At 71.8% G+C, this 21,941-nt stretch carries 17 protein-coding genes and 1 tRNA gene; 9 read left to right on the top strand and 9 right to left on the bottom strand.

Translation table 11 applies throughout. From position 1 onward, the window contains the following. The first annotated feature begins 162 nt into the window (after nucleotides 1–162). A complete protein-coding gene (locus G6038_RS08105) occupies nucleotides 163–864 on the top strand; it encodes a GAF and ANTAR domain-containing protein (protein WP_165037200.1) in 702 nt (233 codons plus the stop codon). Between the two features lie 19 nt (nucleotides 865–883). On the opposite strand, the gene G6038_RS08100 is transcribed toward G6038_RS08105, so the two are convergent. The 4 genes from G6038_RS08100 to G6038_RS08085 form a co-directional block, all read right to left on the bottom strand. Next, nucleotides 884–1,087, bottom strand: a complete 204-nt coding sequence (locus G6038_RS08100) for a cold-shock protein (protein ID WP_165037180.1) — start codon at nucleotides 1,085–1,087, stop codon at nucleotides 884–886. Nucleotides 1,088–1,215: 128 nt separating this feature from the next. After that, the gene (locus tag G6038_RS08095; protein ID WP_165037179.1) at nucleotides 1,216–3,246 is read right to left on the bottom strand and encodes an ATP-dependent DNA helicase; all 2,031 of its coding nucleotides are present in this window, start codon (nucleotides 3,244–3,246) and stop codon (nucleotides 1,216–1,218) included. 25 nt (nucleotides 3,247–3,271) lie between these two features. Next, nucleotides 3,272–3,850 (bottom strand): isochorismatase family protein, encoded by a 579-nt coding sequence (locus tag G6038_RS08090; RefSeq protein ID WP_165037199.1) that lies wholly within the window; start codon nucleotides 3,848–3,850, stop codon nucleotides 3,272–3,274. 5 nt (nucleotides 3,851–3,855) lie between these two features. Next, nucleotides 3,856–5,181 carry a nicotinate phosphoribosyltransferase gene (locus tag G6038_RS08085; RefSeq protein ID WP_165037178.1) on the bottom strand — a complete coding sequence of 442 codons (1,326 nt, stop codon included), beginning with the start codon at nucleotides 5,179–5,181 and terminating at the stop codon, nucleotides 3,856–3,858. A gap of 158 nt (nucleotides 5,182–5,339) precedes the next feature. On the opposite strand from G6038_RS08085, the gene clpS reads away from it, so the two are divergent. From clpS to G6038_RS08070, 3 genes are read left to right on the top strand one after another with little or no spacing between them, the layout of a single operon-like run. Further along, nucleotides 5,340–5,633, top strand: a complete 294-nt coding sequence (gene clpS / locus G6038_RS08080; protein WP_050036334.1) for an ATP-dependent Clp protease adapter ClpS — start codon at nucleotides 5,340–5,342, stop codon at nucleotides 5,631–5,633. Between the two features lie 55 nt (nucleotides 5,634–5,688). Beyond that, complete coding sequence (locus G6038_RS08075; RefSeq protein ID WP_165037176.1) at nucleotides 5,689–6,267, top strand: DUF2017 domain-containing protein; 579 nt, start codon at nucleotides 5,689–5,691, stop codon at nucleotides 6,265–6,267. Then, nucleotides 6,264–7,370 (top strand): P1 family peptidase, encoded by a 1,107-nt coding sequence (locus G6038_RS08070; RefSeq protein ID WP_165037175.1) that lies wholly within the window; start codon nucleotides 6,264–6,266, stop codon nucleotides 7,368–7,370. Before G6038_RS08075 ends, G6038_RS08070 begins: the two co-directional genes overlap by 4 nt. Nucleotides 7,371–7,415: 45 nt before the next feature. Here the strand turns inward: G6038_RS08070 and G6038_RS08065 are convergent, their stop codons facing one another. Further along, nucleotides 7,416–7,568, bottom strand: a complete 153-nt coding sequence (locus G6038_RS08065; RefSeq protein WP_165037174.1) for a hypothetical protein — start codon at nucleotides 7,566–7,568, stop codon at nucleotides 7,416–7,418. Between the two features lie 167 nt (nucleotides 7,569–7,735). On the opposite strand from G6038_RS08065, the gene G6038_RS08060 reads away from it, so the two are divergent. The 4 genes from G6038_RS08060 to rdgB all read left to right on the top strand — a co-directional run bounded on the left by G6038_RS08060 (nucleotide 7,736) and on the right by rdgB (nucleotide 10,669). After that, nucleotides 7,736–8,362 (top strand): rhomboid family intramembrane serine protease, encoded by a 627-nt coding sequence (locus G6038_RS08060; RefSeq protein WP_165037173.1) that lies wholly within the window; start codon nucleotides 7,736–7,738, stop codon nucleotides 8,360–8,362. Nucleotides 8,363–8,486: 124 nt separating this feature from the next. Next, nucleotides 8,487–9,248: a cyclic nucleotide-degrading phosphodiesterase gene (locus G6038_RS08055; RefSeq protein ID WP_165037198.1), complete on the top strand. Its 762-nt coding sequence runs from the start codon at nucleotides 8,487–8,489 to the stop codon at nucleotides 9,246–9,248. Nucleotides 9,249–9,261: 13 nt separating this feature from the next. After that, nucleotides 9,262–10,050, top strand: a complete 789-nt coding sequence (gene rph / locus G6038_RS08050; RefSeq protein ID WP_006937538.1) for a ribonuclease PH — start codon at nucleotides 9,262–9,264, stop codon at nucleotides 10,048–10,050. A 10-nt stretch (nucleotides 10,051–10,060) separates the two neighbouring features. Then, nucleotides 10,061–10,669, top strand: coding sequence for an RdgB/HAM1 family non-canonical purine NTP pyrophosphatase (rdgB, locus tag G6038_RS08045; protein ID WP_165037197.1), 609 nt, complete (start codon nucleotides 10,061–10,063; stop codon nucleotides 10,667–10,669). A gap of 105 nt (nucleotides 10,670–10,774) precedes the next feature. On the opposite strand, the gene G6038_RS08040 is transcribed toward rdgB, so the two are convergent. The 4 genes from G6038_RS08040 to G6038_RS31215 form a co-directional block, all read right to left on the bottom strand. Next, nucleotides 10,775–11,077 carry a DUF3817 domain-containing protein gene (locus G6038_RS08040; protein ID WP_238586420.1) on the bottom strand — a complete coding sequence of 101 codons (303 nt, stop codon included), beginning with the start codon at nucleotides 11,075–11,077 and terminating at the stop codon, nucleotides 10,775–10,777. 80 nt (nucleotides 11,078–11,157) lie between these two features. Beyond that, nucleotides 11,158–11,577 (bottom strand): transcriptional regulator, encoded by a 420-nt coding sequence (locus G6038_RS08035; protein WP_165037172.1) that lies wholly within the window; start codon nucleotides 11,575–11,577, stop codon nucleotides 11,158–11,160. 68 nt (nucleotides 11,578–11,645) lie between these two features. Continuing rightward, nucleotides 11,646–11,732: transfer RNA gene (locus tag G6038_RS08030), tRNA-Leu, on the bottom strand. Nucleotides 11,733–11,766: 34 nt separating this feature from the next. After that, a complete protein-coding gene (locus G6038_RS31215) occupies nucleotides 11,767–12,252 on the bottom strand; it encodes an HNH endonuclease (RefSeq protein ID WP_240918355.1) in 486 nt (161 codons plus the stop codon). A gap of 406 nt (nucleotides 12,253–12,658) precedes the next feature. Between G6038_RS31215 and G6038_RS08025 the strand changes: the two genes are divergently transcribed. Next, nucleotides 12,659–21,913 (top strand): type I polyketide synthase, encoded by a 9,255-nt coding sequence (locus G6038_RS08025; protein ID WP_165037171.1) that lies wholly within the window; start codon nucleotides 12,659–12,661, stop codon nucleotides 21,911–21,913. The last annotated feature ends 28 nt before the right edge of the window (nucleotides 21,914–21,941 follow it).

Below are 21,941 nucleotides of genomic sequence, written 5' to 3'. Positions count from 1 at the left end.
AGAGAGGAGCACCGGGGGTCGGGGCGGCTCCGATCAGGGCGTCGCCGGGATCTGGGGCGGACGCTCTGTGTACCAGGATATGTGATGTGACATGTGCGACGCCACCCATCGACTGTGATGTGTGTCACTATCGAGGTGTTGCCGACCGGAGGGGGCGCCCCGGTGTTCGACCAGGACGAGTTCATGGCGGTGCTGTCACGGTTCGCACGCCTGCTGCCCACCTCGTACGAGGTCGGTGCGGCGCTCGACGAGCTCGTCGACGGCGTGACCGCTGTTCTGGGCCTACTCGGTTGCGGCGTGAGCTTGCAGTGCGAGGGTCGGCTGCAGTTCGTCACCGCGGCCGCCGAGGTGGTCGGGACGATGGAACGCTGCCAGGAGGAGGTCGGGGCGGGGCCGTGCCAGTACGCGTTCGACAGCGGTGAGCCCATCGCGGTCGCCGACGTGCGGACACGATCGGACCTGTGGCCGGACTTCGCCGAGAAAGCCCGCGAGCACGGGATCGCTGCGGTGGCCGGCATACCGATGCAGCTCGCGGACGAGAAGATCGGCGCCCTCGACCTGTACGCGTGCGAACCCCGCGAATGGGCGGATCGTGAGATTGCTGCGGCGCAGATCTTCGCAGACATGGCCACCGGCTACATCGTCAACTCCAACAAGCTGCGGCAGCACGAGCAGCTGAACACGCAACTGCAGACGGCGCTCGAGTCGCGCATCGTCATCGAACAGGCGAAAGGCATCATCGCCCACGCCCGCAGCACCACCCCCGACGACGCGTTCCGGCTGATCCGCGGTCACGCCCGCAGCAACCAGGCCCCCGTGCGATCGGTTGCCAAGGCGATCGTCGAGGTGGGCCTACGGGTCTGATCACCGGGTGCCGCGGTTCTCACACCGGTCGGACGTTCTCCGCCTGAGGTCCCTTCACGCCCAGTCCGACCTCGAACTCGACGCGCTGACCCTCTGTCAGCGAGCGGAAGCCCGTCCCGGCAATCTCCGAGTAGTGGACGTAGATGTCGGGCCCGCCGCCCTCCTCCGCGATGAACCCGAACCCCTTCTCCTCGTCGAACCACTTCACAACGCCCTGTGGCATATCCGAAAAGCCCCCTGTCCCTGCGACCCTCGACTCCGGCGGCTGCGCCTCCCTCGATGCTGCCGCGAAACGGCCGGAAATTCCGGGAAAGTCGTGAACGTTTCGGGATCGGACGCGTCGCGGCTCGGTCAGCCCCGCAGTCGGACGAGCGCCTTGCGCACCACCCGCGGATCGGCGGTCTCCCAGAACGGCGGCAGCGACGCGCGCAGATACCCGCCGTACCGTGCGGTCGCCAGGCGGGGATCGAGCACCGCCACGACCCCCCGATCGTCCGTGCTGCGCAACAACCGGCCCACGCCCTGCGCGAGCAGCAGCGCGGCGTGGGTGGCCGCCACCGACAGGAAGCCGTTGCCCCCGCGCGCCTCCACCGCCCGCTGCCGCGCCACCAACAGTGGGTCGTCCGGTCGCGGGAACGGGATCCGGTCCAGGATCACCAGCGACAGCGACGGTCCCGGCACGTCCACGCCCTGCCACAGCGACAGGGTCCCGAACAACGACGTCGGTTCGTCGGCCGCGAACTTCTCCACCAGTGCGCCGGTCGCGTCCTCGCCCTGGCACAGGACCGGCGTGTCCAGGCGCTCCCGCATCGCCTCCGCCGCCGCCTTCGCGGCGCGCATCGACGAGAAGAGCCCGAGCGTGCGGCCGCCGGCGGCCTCGACCAGCTCCGCGATCTCGTCCAGGTACGCGGGGGAGAGCCCGTCGCGACCGGGGGCCGGCAGATGCTTGGCGACGTACAGGATGCCGGACCTGGCGTGGTCGAACGGCGATCCCACGTCCAGGGAATTCCACCGCAGGTCCCCGTCGTCCGACGGGGGTTCCGTCCCCGACGCCGCGCCGGTGTCGCTGCGTGCCGGCGACTCCGGCGGCAGCCCCCAGTTGACGGCGAGCGCGTCGAACGAGCCGCCCACCGTCAACGTCGCCGAGGTCAGGACGACCGTCGACGCGCCGAACAGCCGGGACCGCAGCAGTCCGCCGACGGACAGCGGCGCCATCCGCACCGTGTGGCGAGTGTTGCCGCGGAACTCGTCGGCGGCGTGCCAGACGACGTCCCGGCGGGCGGCGGGATCCGTCTCCTCGAAGGCGGTGAGCACGCGCACCGCGCAGTCGTGCACCTCGTCGACGTCCGCCAGCGCCTGGTTACGCGCCGCGGCGGCCTCGGCGTCGAGCCCCGCCTTGGGTGGTCCGATCGCCGTGCGCACGGCCCACGCCGCGTCGCGGATCGCGGCCAACGCCGCGCCCGCGCCCTCGGGCAACTCGTCCCACCGCCCCGGCGGCAGCTCCTCGAGCAGCGCCTCCCAGTTCTCGGCGGCGCCCTCGAGCCGGTCGACGTCCTCGTCCTCGATCAGCTTCACGCAGCGCCGTGCCGCGGCCGAGACGGTGCCGCCGGACAGCTCCGCCGTCGCCACCCCGGTGACGCGGTCCACGAGTTCGTGCGCTTCGTCGACCACGACCACGTCGTGCTCGGGCAGGATCGAGATCCCGCTGATCGCGTCGATCGCCAGCAGTGCGTGGTTGGTGACGACCACGTCGACCTGCCCGGCCTCGGCCCGGGCGATCTCCGCGAAACAGTCCTCGCCGACCGGGCACCGCGACTTGCCCAGGCACTCGCGGGCGCTGACACTCACCTGGCGCCATGCCTGATCCGACACGCCGGGGACGAGGTCGTCGCGGTCGCCGGTGTCGGTGGTCGACGACCACTCCGTGATCCGCCGCACCTCCCGGCCGATCCGCGACAGCGCGAACGCGTCGAACAGCTGGTCGTCCGCGGGCGGCTCCTCGGCCAGGCCGGTGTGGATCTTGTTCAGGCACAGATAGTTCCCGCGGCCCTTGAGGATCGCGAAGCGGGGGCGCCGGCCCAGCGCCGACTCCAACGCGCCGGCCAGCCGCGGCAGGTCCCGGTCCACCAGCTGACGCTGCAGCGCGATCGTCGCGGTGGAGACCACCACGGTCCGGCCCGTCTGCACCGCGTACCGCACGGCCGGCACGAGATAGGCCAGCGACTTGCCGGTGCCGGTGCCGGCCTGGACCGCGAGGTGCTCGCCGGTGTCCAGCGAATGCGCCACGGCCGAGGCCATGGTCAGCTGGTTGCGCCGTTCCTTGCCGCCCAGCGCGTGCACCGCGGTGCGCAGCAGTTCCGGCACATTAGGGAGTTCGGGCACCGCGTCAGGGTACTGGGCACCACCGTCAGGTTCGCGGCCCGACCTGTCCGACCAGGTCCACACCCGCGTCCCGGAGCGCCGAGAGCGCCGACTCGACGGTCGCCTCGCTCACCCCGGCCGTGTACGGCAGCAGCACCCGGGTGTCGAACCCGGCGGCGGTGGCATCGAGCGCGGTCGCCCGCACGCAGTGATCGGTGGCGATACCGACGATGTCGACCGCGGTGACCCCGTGCCCGCGCAGCCACTCGTCGAGGGACCTGCCCGTGTCGTGGCTGCCCTCGAAGCCCGAGTACGCGGCCTCGAACGCCCCCTTGGAGAAGACCGCCTCCACGCGGGTGGTGTCGAGGGCCGGATGGAACTCGGCACCCTCGGTTCCCGCCCGGCAGTGCGGCGGCCACGAGTCCACGAAGTCCGGCTCGTCGGCGAAGTGCGCACCCGGATCGACATGGTGATCCCGGGTGGCGACCACGTGCGCGTAGTCCTGCGCGTGTGCGGCCAGGTACCGGCTGATGTCCGCGGCGACCGCGGCGCCGCCGGCCACGGCCAGCGACCCGCCCTCACAGAAGTCGTTCTGCACGTCGACGATGATCAGCGCCCGCGACAACGTCCTCACCTCACGAATCGGGTCGGCACCGCGGCGTCGCCCGCCGACAGGGTCAGGGCCTCCCACGGGAGACTGACCAGCCCGTGCGCAAGCAACGCCCGGCTCTCCTCCAGCGTAGGCCCGTCGTCGACCCGCTCGCCGTCGCTGACCAGCGGAACCATCAGCTCGTGCACCACCTCGCCGTCGCCCTCCGGTAGGGGCGCGTCCGCCGGGTAGATCACCTCTTCCACCAGCGTGCCGGTCGGGCGGGCGAACCGCACCGCCCGCTTGGCGCCGCCCCGGGACTCCTTGTGCGCGCTGCGCTTCTCCACCGGGATGCCGTCGACCTCGACCAGCTTGTAGACCATCCCGGCCGTGGGCGCGCCCGAGCCGGTGACCAGCGACGTCCCGACGCCGTACACGTCGACCGGCTCGGCGCGCAGACCTGCGATCGAGTACTCGTCCAGGTCACCCGACAACACGATCTTCGTGTTCGTCGCACCCAGGCCGTCGAGCTGCTCCCGCACCTGCCGGGCCAGCACGCCGAGATCGCCCGAGTCGATCCGCACGGCCCCGAGTCCGGTGCCGGCCACCTCCACGGCCGTGCGCACCCCGTTGGTGATGTCGTACGTGTCCACCAGCAGCGTGGTCCCCACCCCGAGCGTCTCGACCTGGCTCCGGAACGCCGCCGCCTCGTCGCGGCCCGCCCCGGTGGTGTGCACGAGCGTGAACGCGTGCGCCGCGGTACCCGTGCCCGGCACCCCGTACCGGCGCACCGCCTCGAGATTCGACGTCGCGTCGAAGCCCGAGAGATACGCCGCCCGCGCACACGCGACCGCCGCCTCCTCGTGGGTGCGGCGCGACCCCATCTCGATCAGCGTGCGGCCGTCCGCGGCGCTGACCATCCGCGCCGCCGCCGACGCCACCGCGCTGTCGTGGTTGAGGATCGACAGGATCAGGGTCTCGAGCAGGACGCACTCGGCGAACGTGCCGCGCACCGCCAGCGCCGGCGAACCGGGGAAGTAGAAATCACCCTCCCGGTAGCCCTCGATGGCGCCGGAGAAGCGGTAGCCGCGCAGCCACTCCACGGTCGAGGCGTCGAGGAACCGTCCCGCGACGGCCAGTTCCTCCTCGCCGAAATGGAACGTCTCCAGCGCATCGATCAGCCGGCCGGTCCCACCGACCACGCCGTACCGGCGCCCGGGCGGCAGCCGCCGCGCGAACACCTCGAACGTGCAAGGGCGGGAACCGGTGCCGTCCGCGAGCGCGGCCTCGAGCATCGTCAGCTCGTAGACGTCCGTGAACAGGGCGGTGCTCGCCGTCGCGGTGCGCGGCAGAAGGGAATCGGGCACCCGATCACTGTAGAGCGCGGGCCGGGATGCGGCTGTATTGCCGGGCGCCGACGCCGTACCCTGGAGACATGGCGACGTGTTCCCCGACAAGCCCGTTCGGCACCGCCCCCACGGAGCCGTCCGACGCAGTCACCGTGGCCTCGTTTCCCGCCGTCACCATGGCGGCAGGGCAGGCAATGCCGGCGGAAGCCGAAACCGTCGAGGAGATCGAAGCAGTCGACCGGCCCTGGGTCACCGTCGTGTGGGACGACCCGGTCAACCTCATGCACTACGTCGCGTACATCTTCCAGAAGCTGTTCGGGTACAGCAAGGCCAAGGCCACCGAGCTGATGCTCAAGGTGCACAACGAAGGCAAGGCGGTCGTCTCGAGCGGCTCGCGTGACAAGATGGAACACGACGTGCAACGCCTGCACGCCGCCGGGCTGTGGGCGACGATGCAGCGGGCCGAGTGACCGGCCGCCCGCTCGCCGACCATCCCGACCGCGAAGCCAGGAGGAGCCGACCGACGTGCGGCAGTGGAGCAGGAAGAACTCGCTCGGAGGCGTGAAGCTGCGATCCGAGATGGACGCACACGAGGCGTCGGTGCTGCGCTCGCTCGTCGCATCCGTACTCGGCATGCTCGAGGAACGCGCCGCCGGCGCCCCGCAGGACGACCTCGCCGCCCTCACCGGCCTGCGCACCGGCAACTGCACCCCCCCGGACGTCCCCGCCCTGCAACGGCTGCTGCCCGACTTCCACCGGCCCGACGCCGACGCCACCATCCATCCCGACGACGAATCCGCCGACCTCAACGGTGCCCTGCGCAGCCTGCACGAACCCGACATCATCGACGCCAAGCTCGCCGCCGGAGCCGTCATCCTGCGCACCGTCCCCGAATCCGGCGGCAAGGTAGTGCTCAGCCCCGAACAGGCCGATGCCTGGCTGTACGGGCTCAACGACCTCCGGCTGGCCCTCGGCACCACCCTCGGCATCGACGACGACACCCCCGAGGCGCTCGACGAAGACGACCCGCGGGCACCGCACCTCGACGTCTATCACTGGCTGACCTGGATGCAGGACTCCCTCGTCCAGGCCCTGCTGCCGTGACGGCCACACCCGGACCCACCGACTCGCTCACCGACGTCGCCGGCCTGCGCGTGGGGCACTGGCAGGCCCTCGACGCCGACGTCACCCTCGGCTCCGACCGCGCCTTCGGTACCGGGCGGGCCACCGGATGCACCGTCGTCGTTCCCGACCGTGCCGTCACCGCCACCGTCGACGTCCGCGGCGGCGGGCCCGGCACCCGCGAAACCGACCTGCTCGACCCCAGCCACTCCGTCCAGCGCGTCGACGCGGTGCTCCTCACCGGAGGCAGCGCCTACGGTCTCGCCGCCGCCGACGGCGTGATGCGGTGGCTCGAGGAACAGGGCCGCGGCATTCCGATGGGGCCGCCGGGGGCCGTGGTGCCCATCGTGCCGGGGGCGGTCGTCTTCGACCTGCCCGTCGGGGAGTGGACCGCCCGGCCCACCGCCGACAGCGGATACCGGGCCGCCGCGGCAGCCGGCACGACCGTCGCCCGCGGCACCGTCGGCGCCGGAGTCGGCGCACGCGCCGGCACCCTCAAGGGCGGCATCGGCACCGCGAGCCTGCTCCTGACCGAGGGCCCCGCCGCCGGCGTCACCGTCGCCGCCCTCGTCGTCGCGAACCCCGTCGGAGCCGTGTTCGATCCCGAGACCGGCCTGCCCTGGGGCCTCGGCCCCGCCCGGGCCGCCCGGCTCGGGCTCGTCGCCCCCGCCGCATCCGACCTCGCCGCCGCCAACGCCCTCGCGCCCAAGGGCACCGCCCTCAACACCACCATCGGGGTCGTCGCCACCGACGCCGACCTGACCGCCGCCGCCTGCCGCCGTGTCGCCGTCGCCGGGCACGACGGCCTCGCCCGGGCCGTACGCCCCGCCCACTCACCCCTCGACGGCGACACCCTCTTCGCCCTGGCCACCGGCACCGCGACGCCCCCCGGCGCGAGCCGACCGGTCCCGGATGCCTTCGCGCCCGAACTGCCCGTGCTGGCCGCGGTGTGCGAGGCGGCCGCCGAGGTCGTCCAGCGCGCCGTCGTCGACGCGGTGCTGCAGGCCACCGCGGTCGCGGGCATCCCCGCCTACCGCGACGTGTTCCCCTCCGCCTTCACGGCCGGGATTCCCACGTCGCGCTGAGGGCTGCGCTGAGAACCACGTCGTGCTGAGAGCTGCGCTGAGGACTCAGCCCGGCGTGCCCTCCGACACGCGCTTCATCTGGTCGCCGCAGCAGATCTCCGAATGCGGCATCCCCTCGGTGCAGGGGCACGGCTTCTCGTAGACGATCTGCGCGCCGCACTTCTCGCAGGCGTAGCGATCTCCGACGCTTCTCGGCACGGCTGCCTCCAGGGTCCGACGGTGCCTCCCACAGTAGCCACCGGACCGCCGGTCGACAGGGCTTTCACGACGAAGCGCGACCGGCGCCGCGCACGTGTCGAGCGGTGCGCACGTCGGTAGGCTCGAAGGCCAGGACACACCGCAGGACACACGCGAAGGGCGAGCGCATGACCGTACCCGACGGTTCCCGTCCCGGGCCCCGGTCCGTCTGGCAGCGCGCGGCGCTCCTGATCGCCGGATTCGTCGCCCTGCTCTACGGCGTCGAGGCCGTCGACGCCGCCGTGCCCGCCGACCTCGACTCCGCCGGTATCGAACCGAGAACCGCCGACGGGCTGTGGGGCGTGGCGCTCGCACCCGTGCTCCATGCCGACTGGGCGCACCTGAGCGCCAACACCATTCCGCTGCTCGTGCTCGGCTTTCTCGTGCTCGTCTCCGGCATCGGCCGCGGTCTGGCCGCCACCGCGATCATCTGGGTGGTCGGCGGGCTCGGCACCTGGCTCACCGCCGGGTCCGGCTTCGTGCACATCGGCGCGTCGATCCTCGTCTTCGGATGGCTCACCTACCTGATCACACGCGGCATCTTCACCCGCCAGTCGAGCCAGATCGTCATCGGGGTGATCGTGCTGTTCGTCTACGGCAGCATCCTGTGGGGGGTGCTGCCCAGCGATCCGCGCGTCTCCTGGCAGGGGCACCTCTTCGGTGCCGTGGGCGGCGTCCTGGCCGCCTGGCTGCTCTCCGCCGACGAGCGTCGCCGACGCCGCCCGCCGGCCGTGCCCACCTCCTCGTTCGGGTGAGACGCACCCCCGCGCAACAACTGACCGATCGGTAGGCTCACAGCCCCGGCACAACTGTGACATCTCCCGATCAAAACCTGCGTTGGCTTCGTCGCGGCCACTGGGACGTGGCAGCATGACCCCCATGCGCATGACCGTCCTGGGGTGTTCCGGCAGCGTGGCCGGGCCGGATTCCGCCGCGTCGGGCTACCTGATCACCGCCCCGGGCACCCCGCCCCTGGTGATCGACTTCGGTCCCGGCGTCCTCGGCGCCCTCCAGCGCTACGCCGACCCCGGCGAGGTCTCCCTGTTGCTCTCGCACCTGCACGCCGACCACTGCCTCGACATACCCGGCCTGCTCGTCTGGCGGCGCTACTCCCCGAACCGCCCCACCGGACGGACCCTCGTCTACGGCCCCTCGGACACCAGCGTCCGCATCGGCGCCGCCTCCGCCGAGATCGCCGGCGAGATGGACGACGTCAGCGACACCCTCGACGTGCGCCCCCTCGCCGACGGGGGAACCTTCCGCTTCGGTGCACTCACCATCCGCCCCGGCCGGGTCAACCACCCGCCCGAGGCCTACGGATTCCGGATCACCAGCGACTCCGGGCGCACCGTCGTCTACACCGGCGACACCGGCATGTGCGACGAGGTCGTCGAGCTCGCGCGCGGCGCCGACGTCCTGCTGTCCGAGGCCTCGTGGACCCACGCACCCGACGACCGTCCCGACGGCATCCACCTCTCCGGGGCCGAGGCCGGCATGCTCGCCGCTCGCGCCGAGGTGGGCGAGTTGCTGCTCACCCACATCCCGCCGTGGACCTCGCGCGAGGACGTCATCGCCGAGGCCAAGGAGCAGTACTCCGGGCCCGTCCACGCGGTGTCCGCCGGGGACGTCTACCCCATCTAATAGGCTCGTCCGGGTGACCACACGAGAAGACGGCAGAGCGGACGACGAACTCCGCCCCATCCGGATCACCCGAGGATTCACCAACCACCCCGCGGGCTCGGTGCTCGTGGAATTCGGCCAGACCCGCGTCATGTGCACCGCCAGCGTCGAAGAAGGCGTGCCGCGCTGGCGCAAGGGCTCCGGTCTCGGCTGGCTCACCGCCGAATACGCGATGCTCCCCGCCGCCACCCACACCCGCAGCGGACGCGAATCCGTCAAGGGCAAGCTCGGCGGCCGGACCCAGGAGATCAGCCGCCTCGTCGGCCGTGCCCTGCGCGCCTGCATCGACCTCGCCGCCATCGGCGAGAACACCATCGCCATCGACTGCGACGTCCTGCAGGCCGACGGCGGCACCCGCACCGCCGCCATCACCGGCGCCTACGTGGCCCTCGTCGACGCCGTTGCGTGGCTGAGCGCGGCGGGCCGCCTCACCGACCCGCAGCCGATCTCGTGCGCCATCGCGGCCGTAAGCGTCGGTGTCGTCGACGGCCGCGTCCGCCTCGACCTGCCCTACGAGGAGGACGTGCGCGCCGAGGTCGACATGAACGTCATCGCCACCGACACCGGCACCCTCGTCGAGGTCCAGGGCACCGGCGAAGGTGCGACGTTCGCCCGGTCCACCCTCGACAAGATGCTCGACTCCGCGCTCGCCGGCATCGCCGAACTGTGCGAGATCCAGAAGCAGGCACTCGACGCCCCCTACCCCGGCACGCTGCCGCAGCCCGTGACACCCGAGCGAACCAGGAAGAAGTTCGGTGTCTGACAGGGTGCAGGTGCTCGTGGCGAGCCGGAACGCGAAGAAGCTGCGCGAACTGCAGCGCGTTCTCGACGCCGCCGGGATCGAGGGGATCGACCTCGTCGGACTCGACGCCGTGCCGCCCTACGACGAGGCGCCCGAGACCGGCGCGACGTTCGAGGAGAACGCGGCCGCGAAGGCGCTCGACGGCGCGGCGGCGACCGGAATGGCTTGCGTCGCAGACGATTCCGGTCTCGAAGTCGATGCCCTCAATGCGATGCCCGGGGTGCTCTCCGCCCGGTGGTCGGGGCGGCACGGCGACGACCACGCCAACACCGAACTGCTGCTCGGGCAGCTGCAGGACGTTCCCGACGAGCGCCGCGGCGCGGCATTCGTCTCCGCCTGCGCCCTCGCCGTCCCCGGTGACGACGGCGAGATCGCGGTGCACGTCGTGCGCGGTGAGTGGCGCGGCGCCATCGTCCACAGCCCGCGCGGCGCCAACGGTTTCGGCTACGACCCAGTGTTCCGGCCCGAGGGGGAGGAGCGCACCGCCGCCGAGCTCAGCGCTGAGGAAAAGGATGCCTCGTCGCACCGCGGGCGCGCACTGGCACGATTGGTGCCCGATCTCGCAGCGCTCGCCCGCTGACGCCCGCCGCCCCGGCGCGAAGCCTGCGCTCCCACGCGAAACACGAAGCCGCCCACGCAATTGCGTGGGCGGCTTCCTGTTTCGCGCGCCGATCGGCCGGCTGGGTCAGACGCCGAAGTCGGTCTTGACCTGCTTCGTGCGCTGGTGCTCGACGAAGAACGACAGGAACGGGATCGTGCCGGCGAGGAGGGTGCCGATCGTGCGGCCCGCGGGCCAGCGCACTTTGATCGCCAGGTCGAGCGTGAGCACGAGATAGACCGCGTAGACCCAGCCGTGAACCACGGCGATCCAGCCGGGGACGTTCTCGACCTTCAGGATGTACTTCGCGACCATCTCGCCGGTGAGCACGAGCAGCCACACGCCGGTGATCCAGGCGAGCGCGCGATACCGCGTCAGGGCCGAGGCGATCTTCTTCCGGTCGGCTTCCGGACGGGACTGCGGCGCGGTCGAACCGCTCGTCTGGTCGGGTGCCTGCTCGGGGGTCGTGCTCACTGAGCGCTCCTATCGGACCTGCGCGCCAGCTGCGCGAGGTAATCGTTGTACTCCAGCATCTGCCGGGCCTCCGGGTCGTCCGGATCGACGGCCGCGTTCGGATCGAGCTGAGTGCGGGGCCGCTGGGGGAGGAGATCCTCGGGGATCTCGGTGGGTTCCTTCGGTTCCGACGCGCGCGGCACGCCTGTGGCCTGGCTCTCGGCGTCCTCGGTCTCGAGTTTCACGAACCGGCGGTAGGCGTAGACGCAGAAGAAGGCGAAGGCGGGCCACTGCAGGGCGTAGCCGAGGTTCTGGAACGTGCCGCCCACGGCCTCGAACCGTGTCCACTGCCAGAAACCCAGACCGAGACAGCCGGCCGCGGCGACCGCCACCAGTACGACGAGGGCAAGGCGACGCGGCGGACGGTTCTCGGACACGCCATCAAAAGTACCCGAGCGGCCCCTCGACCTGCCAAGAGCGGTCGGGGGCCGTGGGCGAGGTCACGTGGTGCGCGAGGGGGGACTCGAACCCCCACGTCCTTTCGGACACAGGTACCTAAAACCTGGGCGTCTGCCTGTTCCGCCACTCGCGCTGGACCCATGAACCATACGACATCCGACCGAGAATTACCTCGTCCGTAGTCGATGGTTTCGTGCCGCCCACGTCGCCGTCTGGCTGTGGCAGTTGGGGCAGAGGAAGCGGACGTTTTCCGGTCGGGAGTCGTTCGGATTCCCGTCGATGTGGTCCACATGCAGTGTCAGTGGGAGATCACACCATTCCGGTCCGATACCGCAGCTTTCGCACTTGTGGGGGCGGCCGGACTCGAGGAGGGCACGGCGGAGCAGCTTCGCCATTCGTCGCGGCGTGCCCGTGGGCTGCACTACAAGTACTTCGCGCCACGGAAGGCGATTTCGTGCCGGTGCTCCACCCATGTGCGCTTGACCAGTGAAGTGAGATGTGTCGAGCCCCAACCGCTTGATCCGCCGGCTGAGGTGATGGTGCGAGCCGCCGCTCGGAATCAGACCCAGGTAGCGCATGACCCCCGCCACGCTCGTCGAGTTGCGGATCGCTTCCTCGAGAATCTCCCGCGTGTACTTCGTCGACCGTCCCATCATCCCCCCTGAATCGAATGTATGTTCGATGCGCGGGACTGTATCGGACGGCGCCGACAAATTGCCGAAAGCCCCCTCATGCACGCGTTTCGCGGTCAGTCAAGATGGTAACGATTGTGTAACGATAAACGTGAGGGATTCCTCAGGTTGATGGACGTCCATGTAGCCGCGCAGCCTGCGCGGACTCTGCCTACCAACGGGTCACTACTCCGACCTGCTGTGAGTCATCTCACGCGCCCTCTCGAAGGCGGTAACTCGCGTGGAACAAAACATGAGGAACCCCTCATGATTTTGTGTCACTCTTGGGTAGCCCGAACGAGCAGATCAGAGCCCATCAGAACGCCAACGGCGGCGCGGGCGGCCACGAGACCACGCCCTTGCGGTGTTCAGGAGAGGAACTACACGCGTGACGATCGACGAGACCACACCAGCCGACAACGGACGGAACTCGAAGGCATCACGACGCGCCAGTGACCGGGGCAACGCCCCCGCTTCCCGTAAGGGCGCGCTGGTCGACAAGCTCCTCGCCGGGGAGCCCTACGCACTCGCCTTCGGTGGCCAGGGCGCTCCCTGGCTCAGCTCCCTCGAAGAACTCAGCCGCGACAACGGGCTCGAGCCGGTCCTGACCGAGCTGGTCAACGAGGCCACCGCGCTGCTCGCGCCCGTCGCACACGACCTCGTCGTCGTGCGCCCGAGCGGCTTCGACCCCATCGCCTGGATGCTCGAGCAGGAGGTCGCCGACGAGGACGAGACGCCCGTCGCCGGCCCCTCCGAGACCACGCTGACTTCCGCCGCGGTGTCGCTGCCCGGCGTGTTCCTGACCCAGGCGGCCGCGCTGCGCGCGCTGGCGAACCAGGGCCTCGACGTGACCGCCCAGGCCCCGGCCGCCGTGATCGGCCACTCGCAGGGCGTGCTGGCCGTCGCGGCCACCCAGGCCGGCGGCGCCAAGGACGGGCAGATCCTCGCGATCGCCCAGCTCATCGGTGCCGCCGCCACCCTCGTCGGCCGTCGCCGCGGCATCATCGCCGGTGCCGAGCGCTTCCCGATGCTCGCCGTCGCGAACGTCGACCCCGAGCGCCTGCGCGCCGTCGTCGCCGAGGTCTTCGCCGACCAGGACCCGCAGCGTTCCGCGGTCGTCGCCATCCGCAACGCCCGCCGCCGCGTCGTGCTGTCCGGCCCGCCGGCCGCCCTGGCCCGCGTGCAGCAGCGCTGCGAGGAGATCTCCGCCGCGGAGACCCGCGAGCGTGAGGCGAAGAAGCGCGGCGGTGCCGTGTTCGCCCCCACCTTCGAGCCGGTCTCCGCTGAGATCGGTTTCCACCACCCCGCTCTCGCCGACGCGGTCGAGCAGGTCGCCGACTGGGCCGCCCGCTGCGGCCTGGACGCGGAGCTCGCCCGCTCGCTGGCGCAGGAAGTGCTCGTCGACCCGGTCGACTGGGTCGCCCTCGTCGATGACGCCGTCGCGACCGGCGCCTCGTGGATCCTGGACATGGGTCCCGGTGAGCTGCTGACCCGTATGACCAGCTCGGGCCTGCGTGGCCAGGGTGTGGGCATCATCGCCGCCGCCACCCGCGGCGGTCAGCGCAACCTGCTGACCCCGGGCGCGGAGCCCGAGGTGCCGCAGCCGTGGTCCGCGTTCGTGCCGAAGCCGGTCACCCTGCCCGACGGCCGCCAGGGCGTCGAGACGGCGTTCACGCGCCTGACCGGCCGCTCGCCGATCCTGCTGGCCGGCATGACGCCGACCACCGTCGATCCGAAGATCGTCGCCGCGGCAGCCAACGCCGGCCACTGGGCCGAGCTCGCCGGCGGCGGCCAGGTCACCGAGCAGATCTTCGCCGACCACGTCGAGGAGCTGAAGGGGCTGCTCGAGCCGGGCCGCGCCGTGCAGTTCAACTCGATGTTCCTCGACCCGTACCTGTGGAAGCTGCACGTTGGTGGCAAGCGGCTGGTGCCGCGGGCCCGCGCCGCGGGCGCGCCGTTCGACGGCGTGGTCGTCACCGCCGGCATCCCCGAGCTCGAGGAAGCCGTCTCGATCATCGAGGAGCTGACCGAGGCCGGCATCAGCTACGTCGCGTTCAAGCCGGGCACCGTGGCGCAGATCCGCTCGGTGATCCGCATCGCGAACGAGGTGCCGAACTACCCGGTCATCGTCCACATCGAGGGCGGCCGCGCCGGTGGCCACCACTCGTGGGAGGACCTCGACGATCTGCTGCTCGCCACCTACGCCGAGCTGCGCACCCGCTCCAACCTGGTGCTGTGCGTCGGCGGTGGCATCGGCACCCCCGAGCGGGCCGCCGACTACCTGACCGGCCGCTGGTCCACCGCACACGGCTTCCCGGCGATGCCGCTCGACGGCATCCTCGTCGGCACCGCGGCGATGGCGACGCTCGAGGCGACCACGTCGCCCGAGGTCAAGCGGATGCTCGTCGAGACCCCCGGCACCCCCGACTGGGTCGGCGCCGGCACCGCCTCCGGCGGCATGGCCTCCGGCCGTAGCCAGCTGGGCGCGGACATCCACGAGATCGACAACGCGGCGTCCCGCACGGGCCGCCTGCTCGACGAGGTCGCGGGCGACGCCGAGGCCGTGGCCGCGCGCCGCGACGAGATCATCGCCGCGCTCGACGTCACCGCGAAGCCGTACTTCGGCGACGTCGCCGAGATGACCTACGGGCAGTGGCTCGCCCGCTACCTGGAGCTGGCCGTCGGCTCGCAGGAGGTGGCCGACGCGGCCGAGAACCCGTGGATCGACGTCACCTGGCGTGAGCGCTTCCACGAGATGCTGCAGCGTGCCGAGTCCCGTCTGCACCCGGCCGACCGTGGCCCGATCCCGACGCTGTTCGCCGACGACGCGGCCCTCGACCGGCCGTACGCGGCGCTGGCCGCGCTGGCCGAGCAGTTCCCGGACGCCGACTCGGTGGTCCTGCACCCGGCCGACGTTCCGTTCTTCGTCACGCTGTGCCGCACCCCGGGCAAGCCGGTGAACTTCGTGCCGGTCGTCGACCAGGACGTGCGTCGCTGGTGGCGGTCCGACTCCCTGTGGCAGGCCCACGATCCGCGCTACAGCGCCGATCAGGTCTGCATCATCCCGGGCACCGTCGCGGTCGCGGGCATCACCCGCGCCGACGAGCCCGTCGGTGAGCTGCTCGACCGCTTCGAGAAGGCCGCCGTCGACGAGCTGATCGCGGCCGGCGTCGAGCCGGTGCAGATCGCGGCCCGTCGCCACCAGGACCTCGCGGCCGGTCTGCTCGACGCCGTGCTGTCGGCTCCGGACGTCAACTGGGCCGGCCGGCAGACCGTCAACCCGGTGCACCGCCTCGGTGACCTGGACGAGTGGTCCGTCGAGTCCGACACCGCCGCCGTGCACGGCGCGACGGGCGCCACGCTGAGCGTTCTCGACGCCGAGCACGTGGGCCTGACGGTGCCGCTCGCCGGCGACAAGACCGTCGAGATCCGCCTCACGGTGCCCGCCGCCGTGCACACCGGTGGCGCCCCCGTCGTCACCGCGGACGACGCCTCGGCGTCCATGTCGGCGCTGCTCGGTGTCGCCGCGGGGCAGGAGCTGCCCGCGGTGAAGAAGGGCGCGGCCCGCATCACCCTCGGCTGGCTGCCGGAGAAAGTCGCCGATCACGCCGGTGTCACCGGTTCGGGACTGCCGCTGAACCTGACCCCGAGCGGCCACGGTGTGCCCGACGTCCTGGTCGGCGCGTGCTGGCCGGCGGTGTTCGCCGCGCTCGGCGCCGCGCAGACCGACGACAGCCTGTCGGTGATCGAGGGCATGCTCGACCTGGTCCACCTCGACCACGCCGTCGACGTGAAGGACGGTCTGCCGACCGAGCCGTCGATCCTGGGCGTCAAGGCCGAGGCACAGGACGTGGCCGACACCGACCTCGGCCGGGTCGTCGAGGTGCACGTCGAGATCACCGCCGACAACGGCAACGGTTCGGGTGACGCCACGGTCGCCACCCTGATCGAGCGGTTCGCTATCCGCGGCCGCACCGGCAAGGCCGAGCTGGCCGATCCGGTCCGCGCCGGCGGTGCCGTGAGCGAGGACGCGGTGGAGACCCCGCGCCGCCGCCGCCGCGACGCCGTGATCGTCGCCCCGATCGACATGAGCGCCTTCGCGCGGGTGTCGGGCGACCACAACCCGATTCACACCTCGGACAACGCCGCGCTCCTGGCCGGTCTGGGCACCCCGATCGTGCACGGCATGTGGCTGTCCGCCGCCGCCCAGCAGGTCGTCACCGCCCTCGAGGCCGACGCCAAGCTGCCGGCCCGCCGACTGACGGCGTGGACCGCCCGGTTCCTCGGCATGGTGCGCCCCGGTGCGCAGATCGACGTGCGCGTCGATCGCATCGCGACCGACCGTGGCGCCGAGATCGTCGAGGTGAGCTGCCGCGTGGACGGCGACCTGGTGATGGTCGCCACCGGCCGCACCGCCGCCCCGCGCACGGTGTACGCGTTCCCCGGCCAGGGCATCCAGCGGCCCGGCATGGGCCTGGACGCCCGCGCCCGCTCGAAGGCCGCCCGGGAGATCTGGGATCGCGCCGACAAGCACACCCGCAAGGCCCTGGGCTTCTCCATCCTCGCCGTGGTGCGCGACAACCCGACCGTGCTCAAGGCCCGCGGCGTCACCCACAAGCATCCGGACGGCGTGCTGCACCTGACCCAGTTCACGCAGGCCGCGATGGCGACCCTGGGTGTCGCCCAGATCGCGGAACTGCGTGAGGCCGGCGCCTTCGTCGAGGGTGCGCTGCTGGCCGGCCACTCGGTGGGCGAGTACAACGCGCTTGCCGCGGTCGCCGGGGTGCTGCCGCTCGAGGCGGTGCTCGAGGTGGTGTTCAGCCGCGGGTCGGCGATGCACGCCCTCGTGCCGCGCGACGAGCAGGGCCGGTCGAACTACCGCATGGCGGCGATCCGGCCGTCGCAGTTCGGTGTCGCCGACGCCGATCTCGAGGCGTTCGTCGCCGGGGTCTCCGAGGAGACCGGCGAATTCCTGCAGATCGTCAACCTGAACCTGCGCGGCTCGCAGTACGCGATCGCCGGTACGGTCGCCGGTCTCGAGGCCCTCGAGTCCGTGATCGAGCGCAAGGTCGCCGAGTTCGGGGGCAAGCGTGCGTTCATCCTGGTCCCGGGCATCGACGTGCCGTTCCACTCGACCGTCCTGCGCGGCGGCGTAGACGACTTCCGGGAGCGCCTGCTGAACCTGCTGCCCGAGCAGATCGATCCCGACATCCTCATCGGGCGCTACGTCCCGAACCTGGTGCCCAAGCCGTTCAACCTGGGCCGGGAGTTCGTCCAGGAGATCGCGGACCTGGTGCCGTCCGAGCCGCTTGCCGAGGTCCTCGCGGACTTCGACACCTGGGCGGCCGACCCCTCGAAGCTGTGCCGCGTGGTGCTCGCCGAGCTCCTCGCGTGGCAGTTCGCGTCCCCGGTCCGCTGGATCGAGACGCAGGATCTGCTGTTCGCCGACGAGGCCGACGGTGGCCTGGGTGTCGAGCGGTTCGTCGAGGTCGGCCTCGGTGCCGCCCCGACGGTGGCGAACCTGGCGTCGCAGACGCTGAAGCTGCCGGGCCGCTTCGGGCAGCCGGTCGAGGTGCTCAACATCGAGCGCGAGGCCTCGGTCGTGTACTCCACGGACGTCGATCCGGCGCCCGTGGAGGACGACGAGCCGGCCTCGGCCGAGGCTTCCTCGGCCGCTCCGGCCGCGGCCGCCGCTCCGGCCGCCGCGCCCGCCGCTCCCGCGGGTGGCCCGCGTCCGGACGACATCGCGTTCAAGGCCGCCGAGGCCACGAAGGTGCTCATCGCCCTGTGGACGAAGCTGCGCCCGGATCAGATCGGTCCCGCCGACACGATCGAGGCGCTGTGCGACGGCGTGTCCTCGCGGCGTAACCAGCTGCTCGTCGACCTCGGCTCGGAGCTGTCGCTCGGTGCCATCGACGGTGCGGCCGACGCCGACATGGGCGCGCTCGCCGGCACGGTCGATCGCCTGGCCCGCACCTACCGGCCCTTCGGTCCGGTGCTGTCGGACTCGATCAACGACCACCTGCGCAAGGTGTTCGGCCCGTCGGGCAAGCGTCCCGCCTACGTCGCCGACCGGGTCACCAAGGTGTGGGGTCTCGGCGAGGGCTGGGCGTCGCACGTGACCGCGGAGGTCGCGCTCGGCAGCCGGGACGGTTCGTCCGTCCGCGGCGGTGCGCTCGGCGGCCTCTCCGACGGCGCGCTGTCCGACGGTGCCGCCGTCGACAAGCTGATCGACGCGGCCGTGCAGTCGGTCGCCGGCCGCCGCGGCGTCGCGGTGTCGATGCCGTCCGCCGGTGGCGGTGGCGGCGCAACCGTCGATGCCGCCGCGCTCGGCGAGTTCGCCGAGGGCATCACCGGCTCGAACGGTGTGCTCGCCAAGACCGCCCGCCTGATCCTGTCCGAGCTGGGCCTGGCCGACGCGGCCTCGGACCTCGCGGACAAGGCGGACACCGAGCTGGTCGACCTGGTCTCGGCGGAGCTCGGCTCCGACTGGCCGCGGCTGGTCGCACCGGCGTTCGACGCCCGCAAGGCCGTGCTGATCGACGACCGGTGGGCGACGGCCCGCGAGGACCTGGCCCGCGTCTGGCTCGGTGCCGAGATCGACGCGGAGCGCTTCGCCGGCGCCGGAGCCACCGTGGCCGCGCACGCGACGTTCTGGTCGGGTAAGGCCACCGAGGCCGGCCGCACGGAGCTCGCGCAGACCTTCGGGGCGATCGCGACGGCCGCCCGGCAGACCGGCGACGCCGAGTACGCCGGCGAGGTCGCCGTCGTCACCGGCGCCAGCAAGGGCGGGATCGCGGCCGCGGTCGCGGCGAAGCTGCTCGCCGGCGGCGCGACGGTCGTGGTCACCACCTCGAGCCTGAACGACAGCCGCCTCGGCTTCTACAAGGAGCTGTACGCAGGCAACGCGCGAGCCGGTGCGGCGCTGTGGGTGGTCCCCGCCAACATGGCGTCCTACTCCGACGTCGACGCCCTGGTGCAGTGGCTCGGCACCGAAACCGTGGAGACCGCGGGCGGCGCCAAGAAGCTGATCAAGGAGGCCCTGACCCCGACGCTGCTGTTCCCGTTCGCCGCCCCGCGCGTGTCCGGTTCGATGGCCGACGCCGGTGCCCGCGCCGAGATGGAGATGCGGGTCCTGCTGTGGTCGGTGGAGCGCCTGATCGCGGGCCTGGCCGACATCGGCTCCGACCGCGACGTGGACACCCACCTGCACGTCGTGCTGCCGGGTTCGCCGAACCGCGGCAAGTTCGGCGGCGACGGCGCGTACGGCGAGGCGAAGGCCGCGCTCGATGCGATCGTCAACCGCTGGCACGCCGAGCGCACCTGGGCCGAGCGGGTCACCCTCGCCCACGCCCTGATCGGGTGGGTGCGCGGCACCGGCCTGATGGGCGGCAACGATCCGCTGGTCGAGGCCGCCGAGGCCGCCGGTGTGCGGACCTGGTCGACCGACGAGATGGCCGTCGAGCTGCTGAAGCTCGTCACCGCCGGTTCCAAGGAGTCCGCCGCGGTCGAGCCGCTCGTGGCGGACCTGACCGGGGGCCTGTCGGAGGCCGACATCGACCTGCCGGCCCTGGCCAAGCAGGCGCAGGAGGAGGCCGACGCCGCGAAGGACGCCGCCGCGGAGCCCGAGCACGCGACGATCGCGGCGCTGCCCGCACCGCCGCGCCTGGACGCGACGCTGTCCGCACCGGAGTGGAACACGCTCGACGTCGACCCCGCCGACCTGGTGGTCATCGTCGGCGCCGGCGAGCTCGGCCCCTACGGCTCGGCCCGTACCCGCTTCGAGATGGAGGTCGACGAGGAGCTGTCGGCCGCCGGTGTGCTCGAGCTGGCGTGGGCCACCGGCCTGGTGGCGTGGGAGAACGATCCCAAGCCGGGCTGGTACGACGCCGAGACCGGCGAGCTGGTGCCCGAGGCGGAGATCGCCGACCGGTACCACGACGCGGTGGTCGAGCGCTGCGGCATCCGCCGCTACGCCGACGACGGTGCGATGGTCGACAACGCGGCGCCGCTGCTGACCTCGGTGTTCCTGGACAAGGACCTGTCGTTCGTGGTGGGTTCCGAGGCCGAGGCCCGCGCGTTCGTCGACGCCGACCCGGAGAACACCGTCGCGCACTCGGTTCCGGACAGCGGTGACTGGACCGTCACCCGCAAGGCCGGCACCGAGATCCGGGTGCCCCGCAAGATGAACCTGACCCGCACGGTCGGTGGTCAGATCCCGACCGGGTTCGACGTCACCAAGTGGGGCATCCCCGCCGACATGGCCGAGTCCGTGGACCGGGTGGGCCTGTGGAACATCGTGACCACGGTCGACGCGTTCCTCTCCAGCGGTTTCACCCCGTCGGAGCTGATGCGCTGGGTGCACCCCTCGTACGTGGCGAACACCCAGGGCACCGGCATGGGCGGCATGACCTCGATGCGGTCGCTGTACATCGACACGCTGCTCGGCGAGTCCCGCGCGAACGACATCCTGCAGGAGGCCCTGCCGAACGTCATCGCCGCGCACGTGGTGCAGTCGTACGTCGGTGGCTACGGCGCGATGGTGCATCCGGTGGCGGCGTGCGCGACGGCCGCGGTGTCGGTCGAGGAGGGTGTCGACAAGATCAAGCTGGGCAAGGCGCAGCTGGTCGTCGCCGGCGGCTTCGACGACCTCGGCATCGAGGGCATCGTCGGGTTCGGTGACATGTCGGCCACCGCGAAGTCGGACGACATGACGGCCAAGGGCATCAGCGATCGCCGGTTCTCCCGGGCCAACGATCGCCGGCGCGGCGGGTTCGTCGAGTCCGCCGGCGGCGGCACGGTCCTGCTCGCCCGCGGCGACCTGGCGCTGGAGATGGGCCTGCCCGTCCTCGGTGTGGTCGCGTGGGCCGGCTCCTTCGCCGACGGCGTGCACACCTCGATCCCGGCTCCGGGCATCGGTGCCCTCGGTGCGGGTCGCGGCGGGCTCGAGTCGGGCCTGGCGCGGGAGCTGCGCAAGCTCGGTGTCACCGCGGACGACATCGCGGTGATCTCCAAGCACGACACCTCCACGGCGGCCAACGACCCGAACGAGGCGGAGCTGCACGAGCGTCTGGCCGGGTCGCTGGGCCGCAGCGAGGGCGCGCCGATGTTCGTGGTGTCGCAGAAGTCGCTGACCGGTCACGCCAAGGGCGGCGCGGCGGCGTTCCAGCTGATCGGCCTGTGCCAGGTCCTCAGCCAGGGCGTCATCCCGCCGAACCGCAGCCTGGACTGCGTCGACGACAAGATGGCCGAGTTCGAGCACCTGGTGTGGGCGCGCACGCCGCTCCGCTTCGGCGAGCGGTACGCGCTCAAGGCCGGTCTGCTGACCAGCCTCGGGTTCGGCCACGTGTCGGGGCTGATCGCGGTGGTCCACCCGCAGGCGTTCGTCGAGGCGATCCCGGCGGAGCGCCGGGAGGCCTACGTGGAGCAGGCTCAGGCCCGCGCCGTCGCCGGCAAGCGCCGCCTTGCGGAGGCGATGACCGGGGGTGCGGCCCTGTACCAGCGGCCCGCCGACCGTCGCTTCGGCGGGGACTCGGTGCCGGCCAAGGCTGCGCGCCAGCTCGAGGCCGACGTGCTGCTCTCGCCGGAGGCACGACTGGGCGACGGCGACGTGTACCGTTCGGGTCTGCCCGGCTGCAAGTAGTAGCCGCCGGCCCGTTCACGGAAAGCGA

Origin of the sequence: Rhodococcus sp. 14C212 (assembly GCF_011058195.1) — a bacterium.
In the GTDB taxonomy this organism is placed as follows: Bacteria; Actinomycetota; Actinomycetes; order Mycobacteriales; family Mycobacteriaceae; genus Rhodococcus; species Rhodococcus aetherivorans.
This window is presented reverse-complemented; position numbering and strand designations above follow the sequence as displayed.

What these genes read in the sequence shown, in the direction of transcription:
- G6038_RS08055 (WP_165037198.1), top strand. Translation starts at nt 8,487, where the DNA reads ATGCGCATGACCGTCCTGGGGTGTTCCGGCAGCGTGGCCGGGCCGGAT.
- clpS (WP_050036334.1), top strand. Translation starts at nt 5,340, where the DNA reads ATGGCGGCAGGGCAGGCAATGCCGGCGGAAGCCGAAACCGTCGAGGAG.
- G6038_RS08060 (WP_165037173.1), top strand. Translation starts at nt 7,736, where the DNA reads ATGACCGTACCCGACGGTTCCCGTCCCGGGCCCCGGTCCGTCTGGCAG.
- G6038_RS08100 (WP_165037180.1), bottom strand. Translation starts at nt 1,087, where the DNA reads ATGCCACAGGGCGTTGTGAAGTGGTTCGACGAGGAGAAGGGGTTCGGG.
- G6038_RS31215 (WP_240918355.1), bottom strand. Translation starts at nt 12,252, where the DNA reads ATGGGACGGTCGACGAAGTACACGCGGGAGATTCTCGAGGAAGCGATC.